19 protein-coding genes and 2 tRNA genes are annotated in these 20,790 nt (G+C 61.9%); 12 read left to right on the top strand and 9 right to left on the bottom strand.

The window, feature by feature from the left end; translation table 11 throughout:
- Position 1: 1 nt before the first annotated feature.
- Together ACTV8E_RS06675 and ACTV8E_RS06670 are read left to right on the top strand one after the other, a co-directional pair.
- Positions 2-77 (top strand) — tRNA-Gly (locus tag ACTV8E_RS06675).
- A gap of 77 nt (positions 78-154) precedes the next feature.
- Positions 155-230, top strand: a tRNA-Gly gene (locus ACTV8E_RS06670).
- 151 nt (positions 231-381) lie between these two features.
- On the opposite strand, the gene ACTV8E_RS06665 is transcribed toward ACTV8E_RS06670, so the two are convergent.
- A complete protein-coding gene (locus ACTV8E_RS06665; RefSeq protein WP_251835833.1) occupies positions 382-1,404 on the bottom strand; it encodes a LysR substrate-binding domain-containing protein in 1,023 nt (340 codons plus the stop codon).
- Positions 1,405-1,818: 414 nt separating this feature from the next.
- On the opposite strand from ACTV8E_RS06665, the gene ACTV8E_RS06660 reads away from it, so the two are divergent.
- The 3 genes from ACTV8E_RS06660 to ACTV8E_RS06650 all read left to right on the top strand — a co-directional run bounded on the left by ACTV8E_RS06660 (position 1,819) and on the right by ACTV8E_RS06650 (position 7,803).
- A complete protein-coding gene (locus ACTV8E_RS06660; protein ID WP_443198966.1) occupies positions 1,819-3,006 on the top strand; it encodes an efflux RND transporter periplasmic adaptor subunit in 1,188 nt (395 codons plus the stop codon).
- Positions 3,007-3,119: 113 nt separating this feature from the next.
- Positions 3,120-6,302, top strand: coding sequence for an efflux RND transporter permease subunit (locus ACTV8E_RS06655; protein ID WP_443198965.1), 3,183 nt, complete (start codon positions 3,120-3,122; stop codon positions 6,300-6,302).
- Complete coding sequence (locus tag ACTV8E_RS06650; protein WP_443198964.1) at positions 6,292-7,803, top strand: efflux transporter outer membrane subunit; 1,512 nt, start codon at positions 6,292-6,294, stop codon at positions 7,801-7,803. Before ACTV8E_RS06655 ends, ACTV8E_RS06650 begins: the two co-directional genes overlap by 11 nt.
- Before the next feature lie 112 nt (positions 7,804-7,915).
- On the opposite strand, the gene ACTV8E_RS06645 is transcribed toward ACTV8E_RS06650, so the two are convergent.
- Both ACTV8E_RS06645 and ACTV8E_RS06640 read right to left on the bottom strand, forming a co-directional pair.
- Positions 7,916-8,323 (bottom strand): PA2817 family protein, encoded by a 408-nt coding sequence (locus ACTV8E_RS06645; protein ID WP_251835836.1) that lies wholly within the window; start codon positions 8,321-8,323, stop codon positions 7,916-7,918.
- A gap of 65 nt (positions 8,324-8,388) precedes the next feature.
- Positions 8,389-10,836, bottom strand: a complete 2,448-nt coding sequence (locus ACTV8E_RS06640; RefSeq protein ID WP_443198963.1) for an acyl-CoA dehydrogenase — start codon at positions 10,834-10,836, stop codon at positions 8,389-8,391.
- A gap of 228 nt (positions 10,837-11,064) precedes the next feature.
- Here ACTV8E_RS06640 and ACTV8E_RS06635 point away from each other — a divergent pair, with 228 nt between their 5' ends.
- From ACTV8E_RS06635 to queF, 4 genes are all read left to right on the top strand, one after another.
- Positions 11,065-11,997: an ABC transporter ATP-binding protein gene (locus ACTV8E_RS06635; RefSeq protein ID WP_443198962.1), complete on the top strand. Its 933-nt coding sequence runs from the start codon at positions 11,065-11,067 to the stop codon at positions 11,995-11,997.
- Positions 11,994-12,770: an ABC transporter permease gene (locus tag ACTV8E_RS06630; RefSeq protein ID WP_251835839.1), complete on the top strand. Its 777-nt coding sequence runs from the start codon at positions 11,994-11,996 to the stop codon at positions 12,768-12,770. The genes ACTV8E_RS06635 and ACTV8E_RS06630 overlap by 4 nt, the downstream gene beginning before the upstream one ends.
- A 70-nt stretch (positions 12,771-12,840) precedes the next feature.
- Positions 12,841-13,320 carry a cupredoxin domain-containing protein gene (locus ACTV8E_RS06625; protein WP_443198961.1) on the top strand — a complete coding sequence of 160 codons (480 nt, stop codon included), beginning with the start codon at positions 12,841-12,843 and terminating at the stop codon, positions 13,318-13,320.
- A 103-nt stretch (positions 13,321-13,423) separates the two neighbouring features.
- On the top strand, positions 13,424-14,251 hold the full coding sequence (gene queF, locus ACTV8E_RS06620; protein ID WP_443198960.1) for an NADPH-dependent 7-cyano-7-deazaguanine reductase QueF: 828 nt from the start codon (positions 13,424-13,426) through the stop codon (positions 14,249-14,251).
- Between the two features lie 61 nt (positions 14,252-14,312).
- On the opposite strand, the gene ACTV8E_RS06615 is transcribed toward queF, so the two are convergent.
- Complete coding sequence (locus tag ACTV8E_RS06615) at positions 14,313-14,579, bottom strand: DUF4404 family protein (protein WP_251835842.1); 267 nt, start codon at positions 14,577-14,579, stop codon at positions 14,313-14,315.
- Positions 14,580-14,697: 118 nt separating this feature from the next.
- A complete protein-coding gene (locus ACTV8E_RS06610) occupies positions 14,698-15,120 on the bottom strand; it encodes an acyl-CoA thioesterase (RefSeq protein WP_251835843.1) in 423 nt (140 codons plus the stop codon).
- A 175-nt stretch (positions 15,121-15,295) separates the two neighbouring features.
- On the opposite strand from ACTV8E_RS06610, the gene ACTV8E_RS06605 reads away from it, so the two are divergent.
- The 3 genes from ACTV8E_RS06605 (at position 15,296) to rssC (ending at position 17,794) form a co-directional block, all read left to right on the top strand.
- On the top strand, positions 15,296-15,949 hold the full coding sequence (locus ACTV8E_RS06605; protein WP_443198979.1) for an MlaA family lipoprotein: 654 nt from the start codon (positions 15,296-15,298) through the stop codon (positions 15,947-15,949).
- Between the two features lie 181 nt (positions 15,950-16,130).
- Entirely contained in the window at positions 16,131-17,315 is a 1,185-nt protein-coding gene (gene rssB / locus ACTV8E_RS06600) for a two-component system response regulator RssB (protein WP_443198959.1), read from the top strand.
- Complete coding sequence (gene rssC / locus ACTV8E_RS06595) at positions 17,312-17,794, top strand: anti-sigma factor antagonist RssC (protein ID WP_251835845.1); 483 nt, start codon at positions 17,312-17,314, stop codon at positions 17,792-17,794. The genes rssB and rssC overlap by 4 nt, the downstream gene beginning before the upstream one ends.
- Positions 17,795-17,817: 23 nt before the next feature.
- Here rssC and ACTV8E_RS06590 read toward each other — a convergent pair whose 3' ends face one another.
- The 4 genes from ACTV8E_RS06590 to ACTV8E_RS06575 all read right to left on the bottom strand — a co-directional run bounded on the left by ACTV8E_RS06590 (position 17,818) and on the right by ACTV8E_RS06575 (position 20,787).
- Positions 17,818-18,012 (bottom strand): hypothetical protein, encoded by a 195-nt coding sequence (locus ACTV8E_RS06590; protein ID WP_273538791.1) that lies wholly within the window; start codon positions 18,010-18,012, stop codon positions 17,818-17,820.
- Between the two features lie 26 nt (positions 18,013-18,038).
- Positions 18,039-19,262, bottom strand: coding sequence for an organoarsenical effux MFS transporter ArsJ (gene arsJ, locus ACTV8E_RS06585; RefSeq protein ID WP_443198958.1), 1,224 nt, complete (start codon positions 19,260-19,262; stop codon positions 18,039-18,041).
- Between the two features lie 70 nt (positions 19,263-19,332).
- Entirely contained in the window at positions 19,333-20,337 is a 1,005-nt protein-coding gene (locus ACTV8E_RS06580) for an ArsJ-associated glyceraldehyde-3-phosphate dehydrogenase (protein ID WP_443198957.1), read from the bottom strand.
- 99 nt (positions 20,338-20,436) lie between these two features.
- On the bottom strand, positions 20,437-20,787 hold the full coding sequence (locus ACTV8E_RS06575) for a metalloregulator ArsR/SmtB family transcription factor (RefSeq protein ID WP_443198956.1): 351 nt from the start codon (positions 20,785-20,787) through the stop codon (positions 20,437-20,439).
- Positions 20,788-20,790 lie beyond the last annotated feature (3 nt).

The raw sequence follows: 20,790 nt of genomic DNA, 5'->3' as shown, positions 1-20,790 counted from the left end.
TGCGGGAATAGCTCAGTTGGTAGAGCACGACCTTGCCAAGGTCGGGGTCGCGAGTTCGAGTCTCGTTTCCCGCTCCAAATTCTCGAAGGTGCCGTTGCATGTCGGCACTTTTGGAAGCTGAAAGGCTGGCGTCAAGGCCCTAAACGGGTTACATGCGGGAATAGCTCAGTTGGTAGAGCACGACCTTGCCAAGGTCGGGGTCGCGAGTTCGAGTCTCGTTTCCCGCTCCAAATTTACGAAGAAGCGACCGAAAGGTCGCTTTTTTCGTTTCTGCTAAAAAATGGCCGCTCCGGCGCGCCCTAGCAGTCGGTTCTTTGAGCTCCGCACGGATATCCACACCAGGCTGTTCAAGGCATAGCCGGGCGCCGGACTGCTCGGCCGTTAGGCTGTCTGGGCCTCAGGGGTACGGGTGTCGATTACTTTCAGCATTTGCTGGCCGGGTTGTTGCTGTTCTGGGGTCGCCAGCTTGGCGTTGGGACATTGCGTCAGCATGTAATTAACATCCAAGTTGAGCTTGTCGACCAAGAAATCGATGAATGCGCGCACTTTCGGCGAGACCAGACGGCCGCCAGCGAATACTGCGTTGAACTCATATTCCGGCCCGGTCCAGCCGGCCAGAACACGCTGCAGAGCTCCTGATTCGACGAAGGGCTTGGCCATCACATCGCTGCTGAGCATTAGCGCTTCTCCTGCCACCATTACCGGATGGAGTGGACAGGTATCGTTGGACACCATCTGTGGATTGATAGTGAAGTCTTGCAGTGGGCCACCTTCGGGCCCTAGTTGCCACGCAAAACGGTTGTTTTGTCCCAGTCGGTGCTTGCTCATTGCCAACGTGCGGTGGAACTGCAATTCATCCGGGTGCTGTGGTTCGCCGTAGCGTTTGATGTATTCGGGGCTGGCGAATACCTGGGTGCGAAGCGTGCCCAGCTTGCGGGCAACCAGATTCGAATCAGGCAATGGTCCCAGGCGCAATGCCATATCGAACTCGCCTGAGATGAGATCCATTTTTTCATTGCTCAAGTGCATGTCCACTCGTATCTCGGGGTACTGGCTCTGGAATTGGCTCAGCAAAGGCGAAATCCACGCGGTGCCTACGACGTAGGGGGCGGTGAACCGCAGCCAGCCGCGAGGCCCAGACTGCAATTGGCTTACGGCGCTTTCCGCCTGTTCCAGATTGACGGCGATGCGCTTGCAATGCTCGTAGTACACCGTACCCGCTTCGGTCAGGCCCAGGCTCCGCGTTGTACGGTGCAGAAGGCGCGCACCGAGCCGGCTTTCCAATTCCTGAACCTTGCGGCTCACAGTGGTTTTCGGCTGGCCCAGCAGACGGGCGGCGGCAGTGAAACTGCCTTGCTCGACCACTTTCACGAAGATCAGGGTGTCGTTGAGATCAGAATTCATGGAGGTGCTCCCGCCTGATGGGATTGTTTCGGTGGCGGGACGATTATTCCCTTTAATCCAGACTAATCAAGTCGGGTATTGCCACGTACCTTTGCGTCCAGAGCCTGAACGACGGAGTGATGTGATCAACGGCGGTTTTCCACTCAAGGCGAATAACGCATGGGACTGATGCCAAGTCCTTGAGTTTACGGGCGTTTCAGGGGCTTTGAAGGAAAGGGCGCGCTACGGTTGTAGTTGCTCAGGGTGGCCAATCTACCGAGCCGTTGTCCCACCCATGGAAAAATGATTCTTATGAGCGGGACAGTATTGGCCACGTCCCGATCAAGAGCTGATCACGTCACCCACACGGCGTCGCGAGGGCGAAGCCGGCATGCGTTTCAGGGTTTCAGACCATACGACATCTGGACGACGGATATGAAAGGTAACCCCATCTACAACCCGGGTCGGCATTTGGCCGTCATCGCGTTCTCTGTATTGCTGCTGGCGGGACTGGCCGGCTGCGAAGGCGGCCATGCGCAGGAGGCAGGCATGCCCCCTGCGCCCCAAGTCAGTGCAGCCCCTGTGTTGGTCAAGACGGTCAGTCACTGGGACGCGTTCAATGGCCGCATCGAGGCAGTGGAGCGGGTGGAGCTGCGCCCGCGGGTGTCGGGCTACATCGAGCAGGTCAACTACGTGGAAGGTCAGGAAGTGCGCAAGGGTGATGTGCTGTTCACCATCGATGCGCGCAGCTACCAGGCCGAGTTGGACCGGGCCAAGGCCGAGCTGGCTCGCGCCCGCAGCCAGGCTGAGCTGGCCCGCAACGATGCAGCGCGCGCGCGGCGGCTGGCGGCCAAGCAGGCCATTGCCACGGAGATCGTCGAGCAGCGTCGCGCCGCCGCCGAACAGGCCCAAGCGCAGGTGCAGGCCGCCCAGGCGGCACTGGACGGCGCGCAATTGAACCTGGAATTCACCCAGGTACGGGCGCCTATCGACGGGCGTGCCGGTCGCGCTCTGGTCACCGCCGGCAACCTGGTCACCGCGGGAGATGCGGCCAGCGTACTGACCACGCTGATTTCCCTCGACACCATGCATGTGTACTTCGAGGCCGACGAAGCCACCTTCCTGCGTTACGGGCAGATGGCACGCACCGGCGAACGGCCCAGCGCGCGGGAGCAGCGTTTGCCGGTGCGGATAGGGCTGAGCGGCGAGGAGGGCTACCCCCATGAGGGCTGGGTGGACTTCCAGGAGAGTCAGGTCTCGCGCAGCACCGGCACCATTGCCATGCGCGCGGTGCTGGACAACCGCGACCGCCGCTTCACGCCGGGGCTGTTCGCCCGGGTGAGCCTGCTTGGCAGCGGCCGCTACGAGGCGATGCTGATCGATGACCGCGCCGTACTGACGGATCAGGACCGCAAGTACGTCTATGTGGTGGCCGGAGACGGCACCGCCCAGCGGCGCGATGTCAGCCTGGGCCGTAGCGCCGAGGGCCTGCGGGTGGTCGAGGGAGGCCTCGCGCCGGGCGACCGAGTCATCGTCAACGGCGTGCAGAAGGTGTTCATGCCGGGCATGCCTGTGGAGGTCACCGGCGTGACCATGCAATCGCTGTCCACCGCCAGCCGCTAGGGCTGGCCGTCTTTCACGCCTGATGCCGGTGTGCACCGGCCCTGTTGTCATTGCCCATGTGGGCGAGGGCGGGGTGGTTGCATGCCGACGTAGGCCATCCAAGGGACACGCCCATGGACTTTTCCCGTTTCTTTATCGATAGGCCGATTTTCGCCGCGGTGCTGTCGATCATGATTTTCGCCGCCGGCCTGGTCACGCTGCCGTTCCTGCCCATCAGTGAGTACCCAGAGGTGGTGCCCCCTTCGGTCATGGTGCGTACCGTGTATCCGGGCGCCAACCCCAAGGTGATCGCCGAAACCGTGGCTACGCCGCTGGAGGAAGCCATCAACGGCGTCGAAGGCATGATGTACCTCAAGTCGGTGGCCGGCTCCGATGGCGTGCTGCAGATGACGATCACCTTCCGCCCGGGTACCGACCCGGACGACGCCGCCGTGAAGGTGCAGAACCGCGTCGCCCAGGCACTGGCGCGCCTGCCGGAAGACGTGCGTCGGCAGGGGGTAACCTCCGCCAAGCAGTCGCCCACCTTCCTGATGGTGGTGCACCTGACCTCGCCTAACGGCACCTACGACACCCTGTACTTGCGCAACTACGCGCGCCTGCACATCAAGGATGCGCTGGGGCGCATTCCCGGCGTGGGCGAGGCGCAGATCTTCGGCGGCGGCGATTACGCCATGCGCGCCTGGTTGGACCCGGACCGCCTCGCCTCGCGTGGGCTGACCGCCGGCGACGTGGTGCGCGCCATGCGCGAGCAGAGCGTGCAGGTGTCGGCCGGGCAGCTGGGTGCCGAGCCCATGCCGGACAGCCGCTTCCTTACCCTGATCAACGCCCAGGGCCGCCTGAACACCCCGGAGCAGTTCGGCGAGATCGTCCTCAAGACCGGTGCCGATGGCGAACGGGTGCGCCTGGTGGATGTGGCGCGCATCGAACTCGGCGCCGGCGACTACACCCTGCGCTCCCAGCTCAATGGCAAGAATGCCGTGGGCATCGGCATTTTCCAGGCGCCCGGCGCCAACGCGCTGGAAATCCGCGATGCGGTGATCGCCAGCCTGGAGGAAGCCAAGCAGCGTTTTCCGGCCGACGTGACCTACGAATCGGTCTACGACACCACCCTGTTCGTGCGCGATTCAATCAAGGCCGTGGTCATGACACTGCTCGAAGCGACCGTGCTAGTGGTGCTGGTGGTAATCCTGTTCCTGCAGACCTGGCGCGCGTCGATCATTCCGCTGATCGCTGTGCCGGTTTCGGTGGTCGGCACCTTTGCCGCGCTGTACCTGCTGGGCTTCTCCATCAACACCCTGAGCCTGTTCGGCCTGGTACTGGCCATCGGCATCGTGGTGGATGATGCCATCGTGGTGGTGGAGAATGTCGAGCGCAACATCGAGGAGGGGCTTTCGCCCACGGCTGCAGCGCACCAGGCCATGAAGGAAGTCTCCGGCCCTATCGTCGCCATCGCCCTGGTGCTGTGCGCGGTGTTCGTGCCTATGGCGTTCCTGTCCGGGGTTACCGGCCAGTTCTATAAGCAGTTCGCGGTGACCATCGCCATTTCCACTGTGATTTCGGCGATCAACTCGCTGACCCTGTCGCCGGCGCTGGCCGCTCGCCTGCTCAAGGCCCATGGCGCGCCCAGGGACACCGCGACTCGGCTGATCGACCGTCTGTTCGGCTGGCTGTTCCGGCGCTTCAACCGCTTCTTCAAGACCCGTTCCGACCGCTACGAGCGCCACGTGTCGCGCCTGCTCGGCCGTCGCGGTGCGGTATTTGCCGTCTACGCGCTGCTACTGCTGGGCACCGGTGTGATGTTCCAGGCTGTGCCGCCGGGGTTTATTCCGACCCAGGACAAGCTCTACCTGATCGCCGGCGTGAAGCTGCCGGAGGGCTCGTCGCTGGACCGTACCGATGCCCTGCTGGCCGAAGTGGTGCGGCTCGCCCAGGAAACCGAGGGCGTGGCCGACGCCATCTCATTCCCCGGCCTGAACGCCCTGCAGTTCACCAACACGCCCAACACCGGCGTGTCCTTCATCGCGCTCAAGCCGTTCAGCGAGCGGGGCGGGCGCACGGCCGCGCAAATCAATGCCGAGGTCAACCAGAAGATCGCCGGGCTGCAGGAAGGCTTTGCCTTTTCGCTGATGCCGCCGCCAATCCTCGGCCTGGGTAACGGCAACGGTTACCAGCTGTTCATCGAGGACCGGGCCAACCTCGGCTACGGCGCGCTGCAGGAAGCCGTGCAGGCCATGCAGGGCGCGGTAGCGCAAACGCCGGGCATGGCCTTCCCAATCACCAGCTACCAGGTCAACGTGCCGCAGCTGGACGCGGAAGTTGACCGGGTCAAGGCCAAGGCGCAGGGCGTGCAGATGACCGAGCTGTTCGACACCCTGCAGACCTACCTGGGCTCCACCTACGTGAACGACTTCAACCAGTTCGGTCGTACCTGGCAGGTGATCGTCCAGGCCGATGCGCCGTTTCGCGCCAATGCGGAAGACATCGGCAAGCTGCACACCCGCAATGACCGGGGCGAGATGGTGCCGGTGGGTTCCATGGTCACCCTCAAGCCGTCCTATGGGCCTGACCCGGTGCTGCGTTTCAACGGCTATCCGGCCGCTGACCTCGCCGGCGAAGCCGACTCCCGGGTGCTGTCCTCGGCGCAGGCCATGGCGGCGCTGACCGAGATCGCCGGGCGGGTGCTGCCGACGGGCATGACCATCGAATGGACCGACCTGAGCTATCAGCAAGCGACCCAGGGCAAGGCGGCCCTGCTGGTGTTCCCGGTGGCGATCCTGCTGGTGTTCCTGGTGCTGGCCGCGCTGTACGAAAGCTGGACGCTGCCGCTGGCGGTGATCCTGATCGTGCCGATGACGCTGTTGTCGGCCCTGTTCGGTGTCTGGCTGAGCGGCGGCGACAACAACGTCTTCGTGCAGGTGGGGCTGGTGGTGCTCATGGGGCTGGCCTGTAAGAACGCCATTCTGATCGTGGAGTTCGCTCGTGAACTGGAACTGGCGGGCAAGGGCATTGTGGAGGCCGCCCGGGAAGCCTGCCGCCTGCGTCTGCGCCCGATCGTGATGACCTCGATTGCCTTTATCGCCGGCACGGTGCCGCTGGTGTTGTCCTCGGGCGCCGGGGCAGAAGTGCGTTCAGTCACCGGCATTACGGTGTTCGCCGGCATGCTCGGGGTGACCCTGTTCGGGCTGTTCCTCACCCCGGTGTTCTACGTGGCCTTGCGCATGCTGGTCAGCCGCAACGGCCGTGATCCCCAGGCATCTGCCGCTTCTCCTTACAACGAGGCCTCTTATGAGCAGTAATCAGAACCTGAAGCAGGGCGTCGGCTTTCCCCTCTCCGGGCATTTTCTCCGGCCCGGCATGGGAGCCATGGCCCTCTCACTGCTGGTGGGCTGCATGACCGTGGGGCCGGATTATCAGCCGCCGGCACCCGAACCGGTGACACTGCAGGCAGCAGCCGATCCCGCATTCAGCAGCGCCTCGCCAGTGATTGACTGGTGGTCTGCATTCGACGATCCGACCCTGGAGCAACTGGTAGAGCGGGCGCTGGCGGACAACCTGGATCTGTACATCGCCATGACCCGGGTACGCATGGCGCGGGCACTGTTCACCGAGCAGCGCCTGGACCAGTTTCCCCACGTGGCCGCAATCGGCAGCTACGACCGGCGCCGGCAGCCCGAGGTGTTGGCCGACGGGCAGCGGGTGACCACCGAAAGCGCATTACTCGGGCTGGATGCCGCCTGGGAGCTGGACCTGTTCGGCCGGCAACGCCGCGCCACCGAGGCCGCCCGTGCCGCCCTGGATGCCGAATGGGAAAACCATGCGGATGCCCAGGTGATCGTCGCCGCGGAAGTGGCGGGCACCTATTTCCAGCTGCGGGGCACCCAGAAACGCATCGCGCTGGCGCGTGAGACGCTGGAGAACCTGCAGCAGACCCAGCGCCTGACGGAGGAGCGCTGGGTACTGGGCGCCGGCAGCGAGCTGGATGTGCAGAGCAGCCGTGCGCGGATGAAGGCGATCGAGGCTGATATCCCGTTGCTGGAAGCCAGCGAAGTGCAGACCAAGCACCGCCTGGCGGTGCTGCTGGGGCAGCGGCCTGGCGCGCTGGAAGCGCTGTTGCAACCCCGGGACGTCCCGCCCTACATCCGGGCGCTGCCGCTGGGCGACCCCAGCAACCTGCTGCGCATGCGACCGGACGTGCGCGCTGCCGAACGCCGGCTGGCTGTGGCAACGGCCAACGTGGGCGTGGCCACTGCCGACCTGTTTCCGCGCATCAGCCTCAATGGCTTCATCGGCTTCCTGTCGCTGGACGGAACGGGGCTGCTCGGCGGCGGCAACAAGGCCTGGTCGTTGACGCCGACCATGAGCTGGGCGGCGTTCGATCTGGGCAGTGTCCGGGCGCGGCTGCGTGCCACCGAGGCGGAGGCGGATGGCGTGGCGGCCGAATACGAAAAGACCGTGTTGCTGGCGCTGGAAGAAACCGAGAACGCCATGGTCCGCTATGCCCGGCAACAGCAGCGTTTGCTGTTGATAGCTGAGCAGGCGATGGCCGCGCGGCGGGCCGAAATCCTGGCTCAGGCGCGTTATCAGGATGGTGCGGAGGATTTCCTGGCGCTGCTGGATGCCCAGCGCAACCTGCTGGCCGCCGACGATGCACTGGCGGTGGCCGAAGCGGCGACCAACATCGGTGTGGTGGGGGTCTACAAGGCGCTAGGCGGCTGGGGGCAGCCTATGGCGGTGACCGGTGCGCAGGCGCCTGAGCGCGCATTGGCCGAAGCCGATAGGAAAAGGGGCATCCAATAAAACACCGTCGGCGGGGTGTTTGCGTGGCTACGCGGTCGGCATGGAGGCCGCGAAGACTGCACTAGAAAGCGGTTTTTCCATTACCGGAGTTCGGCTGCCTGCAGTACGGAACTCAGTGCTTCGAACTGTCGCCTGGTAGTGCCAGCAACTGTTTTTCCTGATTCCAGTCGAAAGGCAAACCTTGCGCTTCGGCGGCGTAGCGGCGCTCGTCGAGTTCCTGAAACAGGGCAATTTCCTCTTCGGGCATGAAGTGCAGGCAGTCGCCACCGAAGAACCACAACAGGTCGCGAGGGACCAAGTGGCTGATCTGCGGGTAGCGATGGAAAACCTGGGAGATCAGGTCCTGGCCGAGGTAAAGCGGGGCGGAGGCATCTTGCAGGCCGCTGATCAGCTCATCGAAGCGCTCGAGAAACAGCGCATGGCTTTCATCGGGGATCTGCTCGGCTTCGCCAAGAGCGACCAGAATGCTGCGCAGATGAGCAAGCAGTTGGAGATGATGGTCGAGATGTGGGCTGGCCATGGGATACCTGAAAGTCAAAAAGGGCGCGCGATTATAGTCGCTGGGGCGCTGGCTGGGTAACGCCGTCAGCGCACCTTGCCAGGTGCCGGCTGCAATTCCTCCTGACTGAAGTCATCTACATCGATCACTCGGCGCCGGGCGGTCTCGGCCATGCGTAGCCCCTCGAGCTCTTCTGTATTGAGGATGCCGGCGGCCTGTGCGGCATCCAACATGTCTTCGCCAGCAGCGGGGCGCAGGCGGTTTTCCTTAAGTGCGCGTTGCGCTTTCTTTGCGCTGGAGTCGCTGGCCGCCAGCAGTTGGAAAGCATGCTCCAAGGCGCCAACGGGGTCTTCAGGGTCTTGCGGTCGATAGCAGCCGTCGAGCAGGCGGGCGAGGGCGGGGTCGTCTAGCGGCCTACCGAGCACGGAAGCGACGTCGGCATCCAGAGCATCCCGGGGGCCGAAATGGCGACGGCCAAGGGGGAAGGCCAGCAGTCGGAGCAGCCAGGCCACTGGGCGATTAGGAAAGTTGCCCAACAAGGCTTCCAGCGCGGCTTCGGCTTTTTCCAGGCACTCCTCCAGCGACCAGCGCAGCAGTATTTCCTGCTCTGCAGGATGCCCCAAGTCGTGGTAGCGCTTGAGCGCCGCTGAGCCGAGATACAAGTAGCTGAGCACGTCGCCCAAGCGTGCACTGAGACGTTCGCGGCGCTTGAGCTCACCACCGAGCAAGAGCATCGAGACGTCGGCGACCAGGGCGAACGCCGCAGACAGCCGATTCAGCTTGCGGAAATAATGACGACTGATGCCGTGCCCCGGTGCCTGGCTCAACAGGCCCCCGGTCACGCCGAGCAGCAGGCTGCTGGCGGCGTTGCTGACAGCGAAACCGACATGTTGCAGCAACAGCGGATCGAACTGATCCAGTGCGGCATCCGGATCGTCCGCATCGGCCAGTTGCATCTCCTGGAGCACGTAGGGATGGCAGCGGATCGCCCCCTGCCCGAAGACCATCAGGTTGCGCGTAAGGATATTGGCGCCTTCCACGGTGATGAATATCGGAGTGCCTTGCCAAGCGCGGGCCAAGTAGTTGTTGGGGCCCATGATGATGCCCTTGCCGCCATGAATATCCATGGCATGGGCAATGCATTCGCGCCCGCGCTCAGTGAGGTGATATTTGAGAATGGCGGAGAGCACCGAGGGCTTTTCGCCGAGGTCCACCGCGTGGGCGGTGAGTATTCGCGCGGCGTCCATCAGCCAGGCATTGCCGGCGATGCGTGCCAGGGGCGCCTGAATACCCTCGAAGGCGGCCAGTGGCACGTTGAATTGTTCGCGAATGTGCGCGTAACGACCGCTGACGTACGCGCAGGACTTGGCCGCGCTGGTGCCCACTCCGGGGAGGGAAATCGAGCGGCCCACGGACAGGCAGTTCATCAGCATCATCCAGCCTTTGCCGAGCATGGCCTGACCGCCAATGATGGCGTCCAGCGGCATGAACACATTCGTGCCCGAATTGGGGCCGTTCATGAATGCTGCGCCCAGCGGCAAGTGGCGCCGGCCAATGGTCACGCCAGGGGTATCTGTGGGAATCAGCGCGAGGGTGATACCCAGCTCGCCCTCGTCTCCTAATAAATGATCCGGGTCGTAGGCCTTGAAGGCTACGCCGAGGAGGGTGGCTACCGGGCCGAGGGTGATATAGCGCTTCTCCCAGTTCAGGCGCAGGCCCAGCACTTCCTCGCCTTGCCAGGTACCTCTGCAGATGATGCCGCTGTCGGGCATGGCGCCGGCGTCGGAACCGGCCAGGGGTCCGGTCAGGGCGAAGCAGGGGACTTCGTCGCCAGTCGCCAGCCGGGGCAGGTAACGGTTGCGTTGTTCCTCGGTGCCGTAGCGCACCAGCAGCTCGGCGGGGCCCAGGGAGTTGGGCACCATCACGGTAGACGCCAGGTCGGCGCTGCGGGTGGCCAGTTTCATCACGATCTGGGAGTGGGCATAGGCGGAGAAGCCTTTGCCGCCGTATTCACGGGGAATGATCAGAGCGAAGAATCCTTCCTGCTTGATAAAAGCCCAGGCGGCTTCAGGCAGGTCCATACGCTGGCCGATGTCCCAATCGCTGACCATCGAACACAGCGTTTCGGTGGGCCCATCAAGGAACGCCTGTTCCTCGGCGCTCAGTTGGGCCTTGGGGTAGGTCAGTAATTGATTCCAGTTCGGGCGGCCACTGAACAGTTCGCCATCCCACCAGACGGTTCCGGCTTCGATGGCTTCGCGTTCGGTCTGCGACAAAGGGGGCAAGGTCTTGCGAAACCACGCAAAGACAGGGCCGGTGATGTGGCGCCGCCGAAAATCAGGCATCAGCAGCGGCACGGCCACCGTCAGCCAGAGCAGTGCAAGCACCAGCATCAACGGGCCGGGGGCGACTTCGGTGAGGGCCATGGCAATGAGGTACACCGCAACGATTGCCAGGCTGGTCAGTACCGGTATACGCAGATGGGCAAGGGTGAGAATGCCCACAACTAGAACGATCAGCCAGATAGCAAGCATGGGTTTCCTCCCTGAAGAGCGCGAATGAGGTGACGGTTGCTCGGGCGTTTGCCGGCGTAGGGTTCTCCCAAGGGACCCGTGTCGATCAGCGTAGTTCGTCTGCCGCTGCTCCAGGGTTCTGTCCCACTTCGTTGTGGTTCGCAGCGAAACGGGAACGGGTCCCAAGGTTGCAATTGGCTGCTCTAGCCCTTATCTAGCTGGTTCCCTTTCTGTTTGCGTGCATTCAACATGAGTTCCGCCCTGTCCATCCGGCAGCTGACCAAGATTTACGATAATGGCTTCCAGGCGCTGCATGGCATCGATCTGGATGTCGCCGAAGGTGACTTCTTCGCCTTGCTCGGCCCCAACGGCGCCGGCAAGTCGACCACCATTGGCATTCTTTCCACTCTGGTAACCAAGTCTGGCGGCACGGTGAATGTGTTCGGCCATGACCTGGACGCCGATCCCTCCGGGCTCAAGCGCTGCCTGGGGGTGGTGCCCCAGGAGTTCAACTTCAACCAGTTTGAAAAGGCCTTCGATATCCTCACCACTCAGGCCGGTTACTACGGCATTCCGCTGCGGGTAGCCAAGGAGCGTGCCGAGCGCTACCTCAAGCAACTCGGCCTGTGGGACAAGCGTGACGTGCCGTCGCGCATGCTCTCCGGTGGGATGAAGCGGCGCCTGATGATCGCCCGTGCGCTGATGCACGATCCGCGTCTGCTGATTCTCGATGAGCCGACCGCCGGGGTGGACATCGAGTTGCGCCGTTCGATGTGGACCTTCCTCACCGAGCTTAATCGCCAAGGTGTGACGATCATCCTCACCACTCACTACCTGGAAGAAGCCGAGCAGCTGTGTCGCAACATCGCGATCATCGATCACGGACGCATCGTGGAGAACACCAGCATGCGCGCCTTGTTGCAGAAGCTGCACGTGGAAACCTTTTTGCTGGATCTGAAAGAATCCCAGCTGCTGCCGCCGGAGCTTGATGGCTACCCGGCAAGCCTGGTGGACGGCCGCACCCTGGAAGTGCAGGTGGACAAGACCCAGGGCATCACCGGGCTGTTCCTGCAGTTGAAGGAGCAGGGCATCGAAGTGCTCAGCCTGCGCAACAAGAGTAATCGCCTGGAAGAACTGTTTGTCTCCCTGGTGGAACAGAGCCTGGCCAAGGTGGCGAAATGAGTGAGTTGCGTCCTAATCTGATTGCCCTGCAAACCATTGTCTATCGCGAAGTGCGGCGCTTCCTGCGCATCTGGCCGCAAACCCTGCTGCCGCCGGCAATCACCATGGTTCTGTACTTCGTGATCTTCGGCAACCTGATCGGCCAGCGCATCGGTGAGATGGACGGCTTCGCCTACATGGACTACATCGTGCCGGGCTTGATCATGATGTCGGTGATCACCAACGCGTACAGCAACGTGGTGTCGAGCTTCTTCGGCAGCAAGTTCCAGCGCAACATCGAGGAGCTGATGGTCGCGCCGATGTCGCCCCACGTGATTCTCATCGGCTATATCGCCGGCGGTGTGCTGCGCGGCCTGGGCGTGGCCTTCATCGTCACCTTGTTGTCACTATTCTTCACCGATCTGCAGGTGCATAACCTGGGCATCACCATGCTGGTGATCCTGCTGGCGGCGACCATCTTCGCGTTTGGTGGATTCATCAACGCCGTGTATGCGCGCAGTTTCGACGATATTTCCATCGTTCCCACCTTCGTGCTGACGCCGCTGACGTACCTGGGCGGGGTCTTCTACTCCATCCACCTGTTGTCGCCGTTCTGGCAGACGGTGTCGCTGGCCAATCCGATCCTGCACATGGTCAATGCCTTCCGCTACGGCATTCTTGGCGTGTCCGACATCCATATCGGCACCGCCATTGGCTTCATGCTGGTGGCCGCTGCGCTGCTATACCTGTTCTGTGTCCATCTGCTGATCAGTGGGCGCGGAATGCGCCAGTAATCGGCTGGCTCCTGAGGGGGACAGCCGGGCGTTGCCTGGCTTGTCCTCTCTACTTCAGGAGTGATGAATCATGTTGCTGCGATTCCTGCTTTCCATCTCGATATTGCTTGGCAGTCCGGTAGCGCTTGCCGAAGGTTTTGTCTTCGGCAAGCCGGCCAACCCCGAGTCCGCAACCCGTACCGTTGAAATCGAGATGGGCGAGATGTACTTCAAGCCGGCCTTTGTGCAGATCAAGGCAGGCGAAACCGTGCGTTTCGTGCTCAAGAATGTGGGCAATTTTCCTCACGAGTTCAGCCTCGGCTACACCGCGATGCATCGGGAGCATCGCGAAGCAATGCTGCGCATGCAGGCTGAAGAAACCTTGCGCGATCATGGGCATGGCGCCCACGCCCATCTGGCCCATGCCGGGCCCAATACCCTGGTGGTCGAGCCGGGGCAGGTGGGTGAACTGACCTGGACCTTCTACCAGCCGGACTGGCTGCAATTCGCCTGCAACATCCACGGGCATTATCAGGCGGGTATGATCGGGCAAATGGAAATCATGCCCTGAAAAGCCGTAGCGGCCTGGGGCAGCAAGGTCGTCAGGTGGTGGCGCAGTGGCTGCGAGCCTTACCTTATACTGTCCGTCGTTTTTCTTTTGACAGGTTTCTGCCATGCATCCCGCCGAACACTCGCCCTTGGGCAAGTCCAGCGACTACGTAGATCAGTACAGCCCACAGTTGCTGTTTCCCATTCCGCGCGCAGCGAAGTGGAGCGAGTTGGGCCTGACAGCCAGCACTTTGCCGTTTCAGGGCGTCGACCTGTGGACCTGCTACGAGCTGTCCTGGTTGACGCTGCGCGGCAAGCCGGTGGTGGCGATTGGCGAGTTCTCGATTCCATCGAATTCGCCAAACATCATCGAATCCAAATCCTTCAAGCTGTACCTCAACTCGTTGAATCAAACCCAGTTTGTTAACGCCGAAGCGGTACAGCAAACGCTTGAAAAAGACTTGTCTGCCATAGCGGGCGCGCCGGTAACGGTGCGCGTGCGTCGCCTGGATGAGGTCACAGCTGAGGGCTGCGCCAGCCTGCCGGGCGTGTGCATCGATGAGTTGGATATTGCCGTCAGCGACTATGCGCTGCCTCGCCCTGAGCTACTGCGCTGTGAAAGGGCGGGAGTAGTGGAGGAGACCCTGCACAGCCATCTGCTCAAATCCAACTGTCCTGTAACTGGCCAGCCGGACTGGGGCAGCGTGGTGGTGGACTATCGCGGCCCGGCGCTGGATCACGCCAGCTTCCTCGCCTACCTGGTCAGCTTCCGCCAGCATCAGGATTTTCATGAGCATTGCGTGGAGCGCATTTATATGGACTTGCAGCGTCTGCTGCAGCCGCAGCGTCTGACGGTCTATGCGCGCTATGTGCGTCGCGGCGGACTGGATATCAATCCCTACCGCAGCAGCATGACAATCCAGCCGGAGAATCGACGCTTGGCTCGCCAGTAAGCGCAGCGCGCCGTCTTCCACACGCTGGTGCGATGCGACGTCGATTTCTACCCGCAGCCGTTCAGATCCCCATGCTTACCAGGCTCTGCATGATGTTGCGTAGCGTGCCGGCCAGGGTTGGGTGGCTGACCTCAAAGCGCTCCACGGCCAGGTTGACGCCATCGACCAGGGTTTCGCCAGAGGCGGGAGGGGTTTGGTTGACGAGCTGGGCTTCGATCTGGGCAATGACGGTCAGTATCGACGTGCGTTCTTCGTCGCTGAGCGGCGGTTGCTGCTCCAGTTGATTGCGCAGTTCTTCCAGTTGCAGCCGTAGGTCTTGTGCAGGCATGAAGATACTCCCGGTCCAATAGCAAAGGCTCAGCCCGTGACGGCCTTGCCGTCACGTTGCCTGTAAAGATAAGGCAGGATGCCGGGGTTTGCTCGATACGGTGCCGGAAACGTTGCATTCAGGCCGAGGGATTCATCAAGGCACGCAGCCGCTCAGGCAGAGGAACTGCGCGGTTTTCGGCATGGTCGATCCAGACCAGCTTGCAAAAGCCTTCTCCATACACGGCGCTCGGATCTTCTAGGGTCGTCAGTCGATGCTCGAGAACGGCACTGCTGCGGCCCAGTTGGCCCGCATAGAGTTCGATCACCACGGTGGCCGGATGAACCACCGGCTTCAAGTATGTGTGCTGAACTTGCAACACGACCGGACCTTGGCTGCCTCGGTCGATGTCGAGGCCTATCTGGGCGAACCAGGCGATGCGCGCCTCTTCCAGATACTGGATGTAGCAGGTGTTGTTGACGTGGCCGTAACTGTCCATGTCGCCCCAGCGCACGGGGATACGAGCGCTATGCAACAAGGTGGATGCAGGTTGTCTAAGCATGTTCAAGTCTGTCTCTTGGTAAGGCTGGCCCGTATACTGCGCGGCGTCTTTTTTATTGCGGCAGATTGAGCCCAGAGACTTTGTCCAGGGCGGGTCGCCACACTACGTCTAACAATGAGGTGCTGCAATGGTTGCGGGCAACTGGGGGCGAGGATGGGCAGGTCGCGTGGGATTCATGCTGAGTCTGGTGCTGGTGCCTGTCAGCGTCTTGGCAGCCACCGATGAAGACCCGTGGGAGGGCTTCAACCGCACGATGTTTGCCTTCAACGACAAGGTAGACACCTATGCGCTCAAGCCACTGGCCGAAGGCTACCGAGCCGTCACTCCCCAGTTTCTGGAAGATGGCATCCACAACGTCTTCAGCAATGTGGGCGATGTGCGCACCCTGACCAACAATCTGCTGCAGGGCAAATTCCGCGATGCGGGCATCGATACCAGCCGCATCTTGTTCAACTCGACCTTCGGACTGCTGGGGTTTTTTGACGTCGCCAGCAAGATGGGCCTGCCCCGCAACGACGAAGACTTTGGCCAGACGCTGGGCGCCTGGGGACTTGATAGCGGTCCTTATCTGGTCTTGCCCTTCCTTGGCCCAAGCACCGTGCGCGACGCCTTTTCCCGCGTGCCGGATGCGTACTTGAACGTCTATCCCTATATGGATCATGTGCCGACCCGCAATACCACGTTTGGTGTGGATGCCCTCGACACGCGAGCTAGTCTGCTATCAGCGGAAAAGCTGATCCAAGGAGACAAATACGTGTTCATTCGCAACATCTATCTGCAAAATCGCGAATTCAAAGTAAAGGATGGCTTGGTCGAAGATGATTTCTGAAGCCGTCTCGCCACCCTGGGAGCAAGACTCGTCTCAGTAGATCATGGGCCCCGGGCCCACAGCTTGAATCGCTCAGCGGATGGGAGTACCGTCTGCGCCGTGAAGAAAGTCCCTACATCCCGCCGTGCCGATGGCCGGTTACCACGTCCACTGCACCCGGCGTCGTTTGCCTGGAAATCCCATGCATAATCCCAGCGCCACACTGCTGATCATTGACGACGACGAAGCTGTGCGCACTAGCCTGGCAGCCTATCTTGAAGACAGCGGCTTTGCCGTCGAGCAAGCGAGCAATGGCGTTCAGGGCCTGGAAATATTCGAGCGGGAGCAACCGGACTTGGTCATCTGCGATTTGCGCATGCCGCAAGTGGACGGACTGGAGCTGATTCGCCGCATCGGCGAGCTGGAAAACCCAGCACCAGTCATCGTGGTGTCCGGCGCCGGCGTCATGGGCGACGTAGTGGAAGCCCTGCGTTTGGGCGCAGCTGATTACCTGATCAAGCCCCTTGAAGACCTCGCTGTGCTCGAGCACTCGGTACGTCGGGCGCTGGATCGCGCCCGCCTGCGCCTGGAAAACCGCCGTTACCGTGAAACACTGGAGGCTACCAATCGCGAACTGCAGGCCAGTCTTCACCTGCTTCAGGAAGATCAGAACGCCGGCCGTCAGGTGCAGATGAACATGCTGCCGGAAACTCCCTGGCTTGCCGACGGGCTGAATTTTGCTCACCAGATTATTCCGTCGCTGTACCTGTCCGGCGACTTCGTCGACTACTTTCGCCTCGACGATCGCCGCATCGCGTTCTACCTGGCGGACGTTTCCGGCCATGGCGCGTCATCGGCGTTTGTGACCGTGCTGCTCAAGTTCATGACCACCCGGTTGCTGTATGAGTCACGCCGCGGTGGGGTGTTGCCGGAGTTCAAACCCTCGGATGTGCTGGGGCATATCAACCGCGGACTGATCAATCTCAAACTGGGCAAGCACGTGACCATGCTCGGCGGGGTGATCGATCTGGTCACCGACCGGCTTACCTACAGCATCGGTGGGCATCTGCCCTTGCCCGTGCTGTACACCGAGAGCGGTGCCGAGTACCTGGAAGGGCGTGGGCTACCGGTGGGCTTGTTTGAGGACGCCACCTACGAAAACCTGGAACTGGAGCTGCCAAAGTCGTTCAGCCTGACCTTGCTGTCCGACGGCATCCTCGATCTTTTGCCGGGTGACACACTCAAAGCTAAAGAAGCCGCGCTGCCTGCATTGATCAGCACGGCCGGTGGCGGCCTTGAAGGGCTGCGCCAAATATTGGGATTGGATCAGTTGGGTGATATGCCGGACGATATCGCTTTGCTGGTGTTGAGCAGGAACCTTGCATGAGTAACGGCAAAATTCAGTTTGCCGAGCAGGATGGCATCTTCGTGCTGAAATTCGTCGGCGAGGTTCGCCTGACTCTCTGCTCTGCGCTGGACGCAACCATTGAAAAAATCTTCGCCTCGGCGAATTTTACCTCCATCGTCATCGACCTGATCGAGACCCGCAGCATCGACAGCACCACGCTGGGCCTGCTGGCCAAGCTGTCTATTCTGTCGCGGCAAAAGGTCGGCCTGTTACCGACGTTGGTCACAGACCAGCCGGATATAACCCGGCTGCTGCACTCCATGGGCTTTGATCAGGTCTTCAATATCGTCGATCAGCCAAGCGTGACGCCGGAAAATCTCACGGATCTCCCCTCGCAGGACGTGTCCGAGCCCGAAGTCAAAGCCCGGGTGCTTGAGGCTCACCGGATTCTCATGGGCTTGAACGAGTCCAACCGCGAGGCTTTCCACGACTTGGTGCTGGCGCTGGAGCGCAGTTGAACCCCGCAAGCGTTTTGAAGCGCTCACGCTTCTCCTGATTTCTTCTCAGCAGTACCAGGCGATGCAGCGGCGTGTTCGGCCGCTTCCGCCAGCTCATCCAGGATGCAGATCGTGCATTCGCCCTCATCGGGTTGATTGGTTTCGACATAGCGCACACGGCGGCTCGCCGATTGTCGGTCGGCGTTGACGCGAAAGCGCGGGCGGTCTGAGCGGGGCATGAGATCCTCCGAAGCAAAAAAAGGGTTCAGGCCTGCACGGCGGCATGGCGGGGCAGACTGACGGAGATCAGTGCGGCCAGTAGCACGAAGCCGCTGGATACCCACAGGCAGGCTTGCAAACCATACGCCTGAAAGACCCAGCCGGACAGCAGGGTGCCGATCAAGCGACCCAGCGCGTTGGACATGTAGTAGAAGCCAACGTCCAGCGACACACCATCCTCCTTGGCATAGCTGACGATCAGAAAGCTGTGCAATGAGGAGTTGATGGCGAACAGTGCGCCGAACAGCAGTAGACCGCCGATCAGCACCGTTTGCACGGACAGGTCGCTGTCCAGGCCCAAGGCGATTGCCGCTGGCAGTCCGGCCAGCAGCAGCGCCCAGACACACGCGGCACCGCCATCCGGCACCTGACCACGGCGCTTGCCGGTGACGTGGGGGGCAAGCGACTGAACGAGGCCGTAGCCCATCACCCACAGCGCCAGAAAGCCGCCCACCCGCCAGTGATCCCAGCCAAAGCTGCTGGTCAGAAACACCGGCAGGGCTACCACGAACCAGACATCCCGCGCACCGAACAGGAACAGGCGCGCGGCGGACAGCTGGTTGATGGCTCGACTCTTGGATAGCAGGTCACGGAACTTGGGCGTGCTGTTGGCCTTGCCAAGATCCTTTTTAAGCAGCGCCAGGCTGGCCACCCAGACCAGCGCCAGCACAGTCGCCATGGCCAGTACCGCGCCAGTAAAGCCAAGCAAGGCCAGCAGCGCGCCACCCAGAAAGAAACCGACGCCCTTGAGCGCATTCTTCGAGCCGGTAAGGATCGCCACCCACTGGTACAGCCGGGCTTGTTGGTTGCCAGGTACCAGCAGCTTGATCGAGCTTTTGGCGCTCATCTTGTTGAGGTCCTTGGCGATACCGGACAGCGCCTGCGCCGCCATGACCCAGGGCACGCTGAGCAGGGTATCCGGCACGCTGAGCATCAACAGGGCTGCGACTTGCAGGCCGAGGCCAATGTTCATGGTTCGATTCAAGCCCAATCGCGCGCCCAACCAACCGCCAATCAGGTTGGTAACCACCCCAAAAAACTCATAGAACAGAAACAGCGCCGCGATCTGCAGCGGGCTGTAGCCAAGCGCATGGAAATGCAACACCACGAGCATGCGCAACGCGCCATCGGTGAGGGTGAAAGCCCAGTAGTTGCCAGTGATCAGTAGGTATTGGCGAATTTCCGGCGAAAGGCGGGCGAGGGCATGCATGGAAGAGCCTGAGTCAAGGAGTCTGGGTGATTCGATGCACCTGGGGTGCCGGGAGATGCTGTCCTGCCGATCAGCCAGCGCCGCCGACCAGCCTGGCGAGCTCCATGGTGCGGTTGGCATAGGCCCATTCGTTGTCGTACCAGGCGTAGATCTTCACCTGGGTGCCGTTGACCACCAGCGTGGACAGCGCGTCGATGATCGACGAGCGCGGGTCGGTGCGGTAATCGATGGAGACCAGGGGGCGTTCTTCGTAGCCAAGAATGCCTTGCAGCTCGCCGTCCGCGGCGCTCTTGAGCAGCTGATTGACCTCGTTGACCGTGGTGGCGCGCTCAACTTCGAACACGCAGTCGGTCAGCGAGGCGTTGGCCAGTGGTACGCGCACCGCATGACCGTTCAACTTGCCGCGCAGCTCGGGGAAAATCTCGGCAATCGCCGTGGCCGAACCGGTGGTGGTAGGAATCAGGCTCATCAGCGAAGCACGGGCGCGGCGCAGGTCCTTGTGCGGTTGGTCGAGGAGGCTCTGGGTATTGGTCAAGTCGTGGATGGTGGTGATCGAGCCGTGGCGGATGCCGAGGCTCTCATGGATCACCTTGACTACCGGCGCGAGGCAATTGGTGGTGCAAGACGCAGCCGTGACGATGCGGTGCTGGGCCGGATCGAACAGCGAGTCGTTGACGCCCACCACCACGTTGAGTGCGCCCGCTTCCTTGACCGGCGCGCTGACCACTACGCGCTTGACGCCCTGGTCCAGATAGCCCTGCAGCACGGCGACGGTTTTCATCTTGCCACTGGCCTCGATCACCAGGTCGCAGCCCGACCAGTCAGTGTCGGCGATGGCCTTGTTGGCGGTCACCCGGATGCGCTGGCCGTCGATGAGCAGAGCGTCGCCCTCGCTGCCGGCTTCATGCTGCCAGCGACCATGCACCGAATCGAAATTCAGCAGGTGCGCGTGGGTCGCCGCGTCGCCGGCCGGGTCGTTGATCTGCACGAATTCCAGTTCAGGCCAGCCCCAGGCGGCGCGCAGCGCCAGACGTCCGATGCGGCCGAAACCGTTGATGCCTACTTTGATGGTCATTCCGGGGTCCCCTCAAAAACAGAATGGTTGATCGACTCGATTGGACAGTTTTGTCGCCGATTTCTTGTGCAACACGTCAGCCCCCTTTGCCGGAGGCAATCAGCTGCAGGCCGTGGCACGCTCGGGGCGCTCACGCATGCCTTCCAGGCGCTCGGTATTCGGCCGGAGCCAGTTTTTATTGGCCGCGAGAGTGGCGTTGATCATCTCGTGTACCCAGTCCGGCAGGTTTGGATGCAAGCGGTAATACACCCACTGGCCGTGGCGACGATCTTCCAGTACGCCGCAGTTGCGCAGCTGCGCCAGGTGGCGCGAAATCTTCGGCTGGCTTTCGTGGAGTGCGGTGGTCAGCTCGCAGACGCACAGCTCGCTTTCGCGAGCGATCAGCAATGTCATGCGTGCCCGGGTTTCATCGGCCAGGCATTTGAAAACCGTGGTGGGAGTCATGTGCATGCT

Origin of the sequence: Pseudomonas sp. B392_1p (genome assembly GCF_052245235.1) — a bacterium.
Lineage (GTDB): Bacteria > Pseudomonadota > Gammaproteobacteria > Pseudomonadales > Pseudomonadaceae > Serpens > Serpens gallinarum.
The sequence above is the reverse complement of the archived record's forward strand: the minus strand, read 5'-3'. Positions and strand labels throughout refer to the sequence as shown.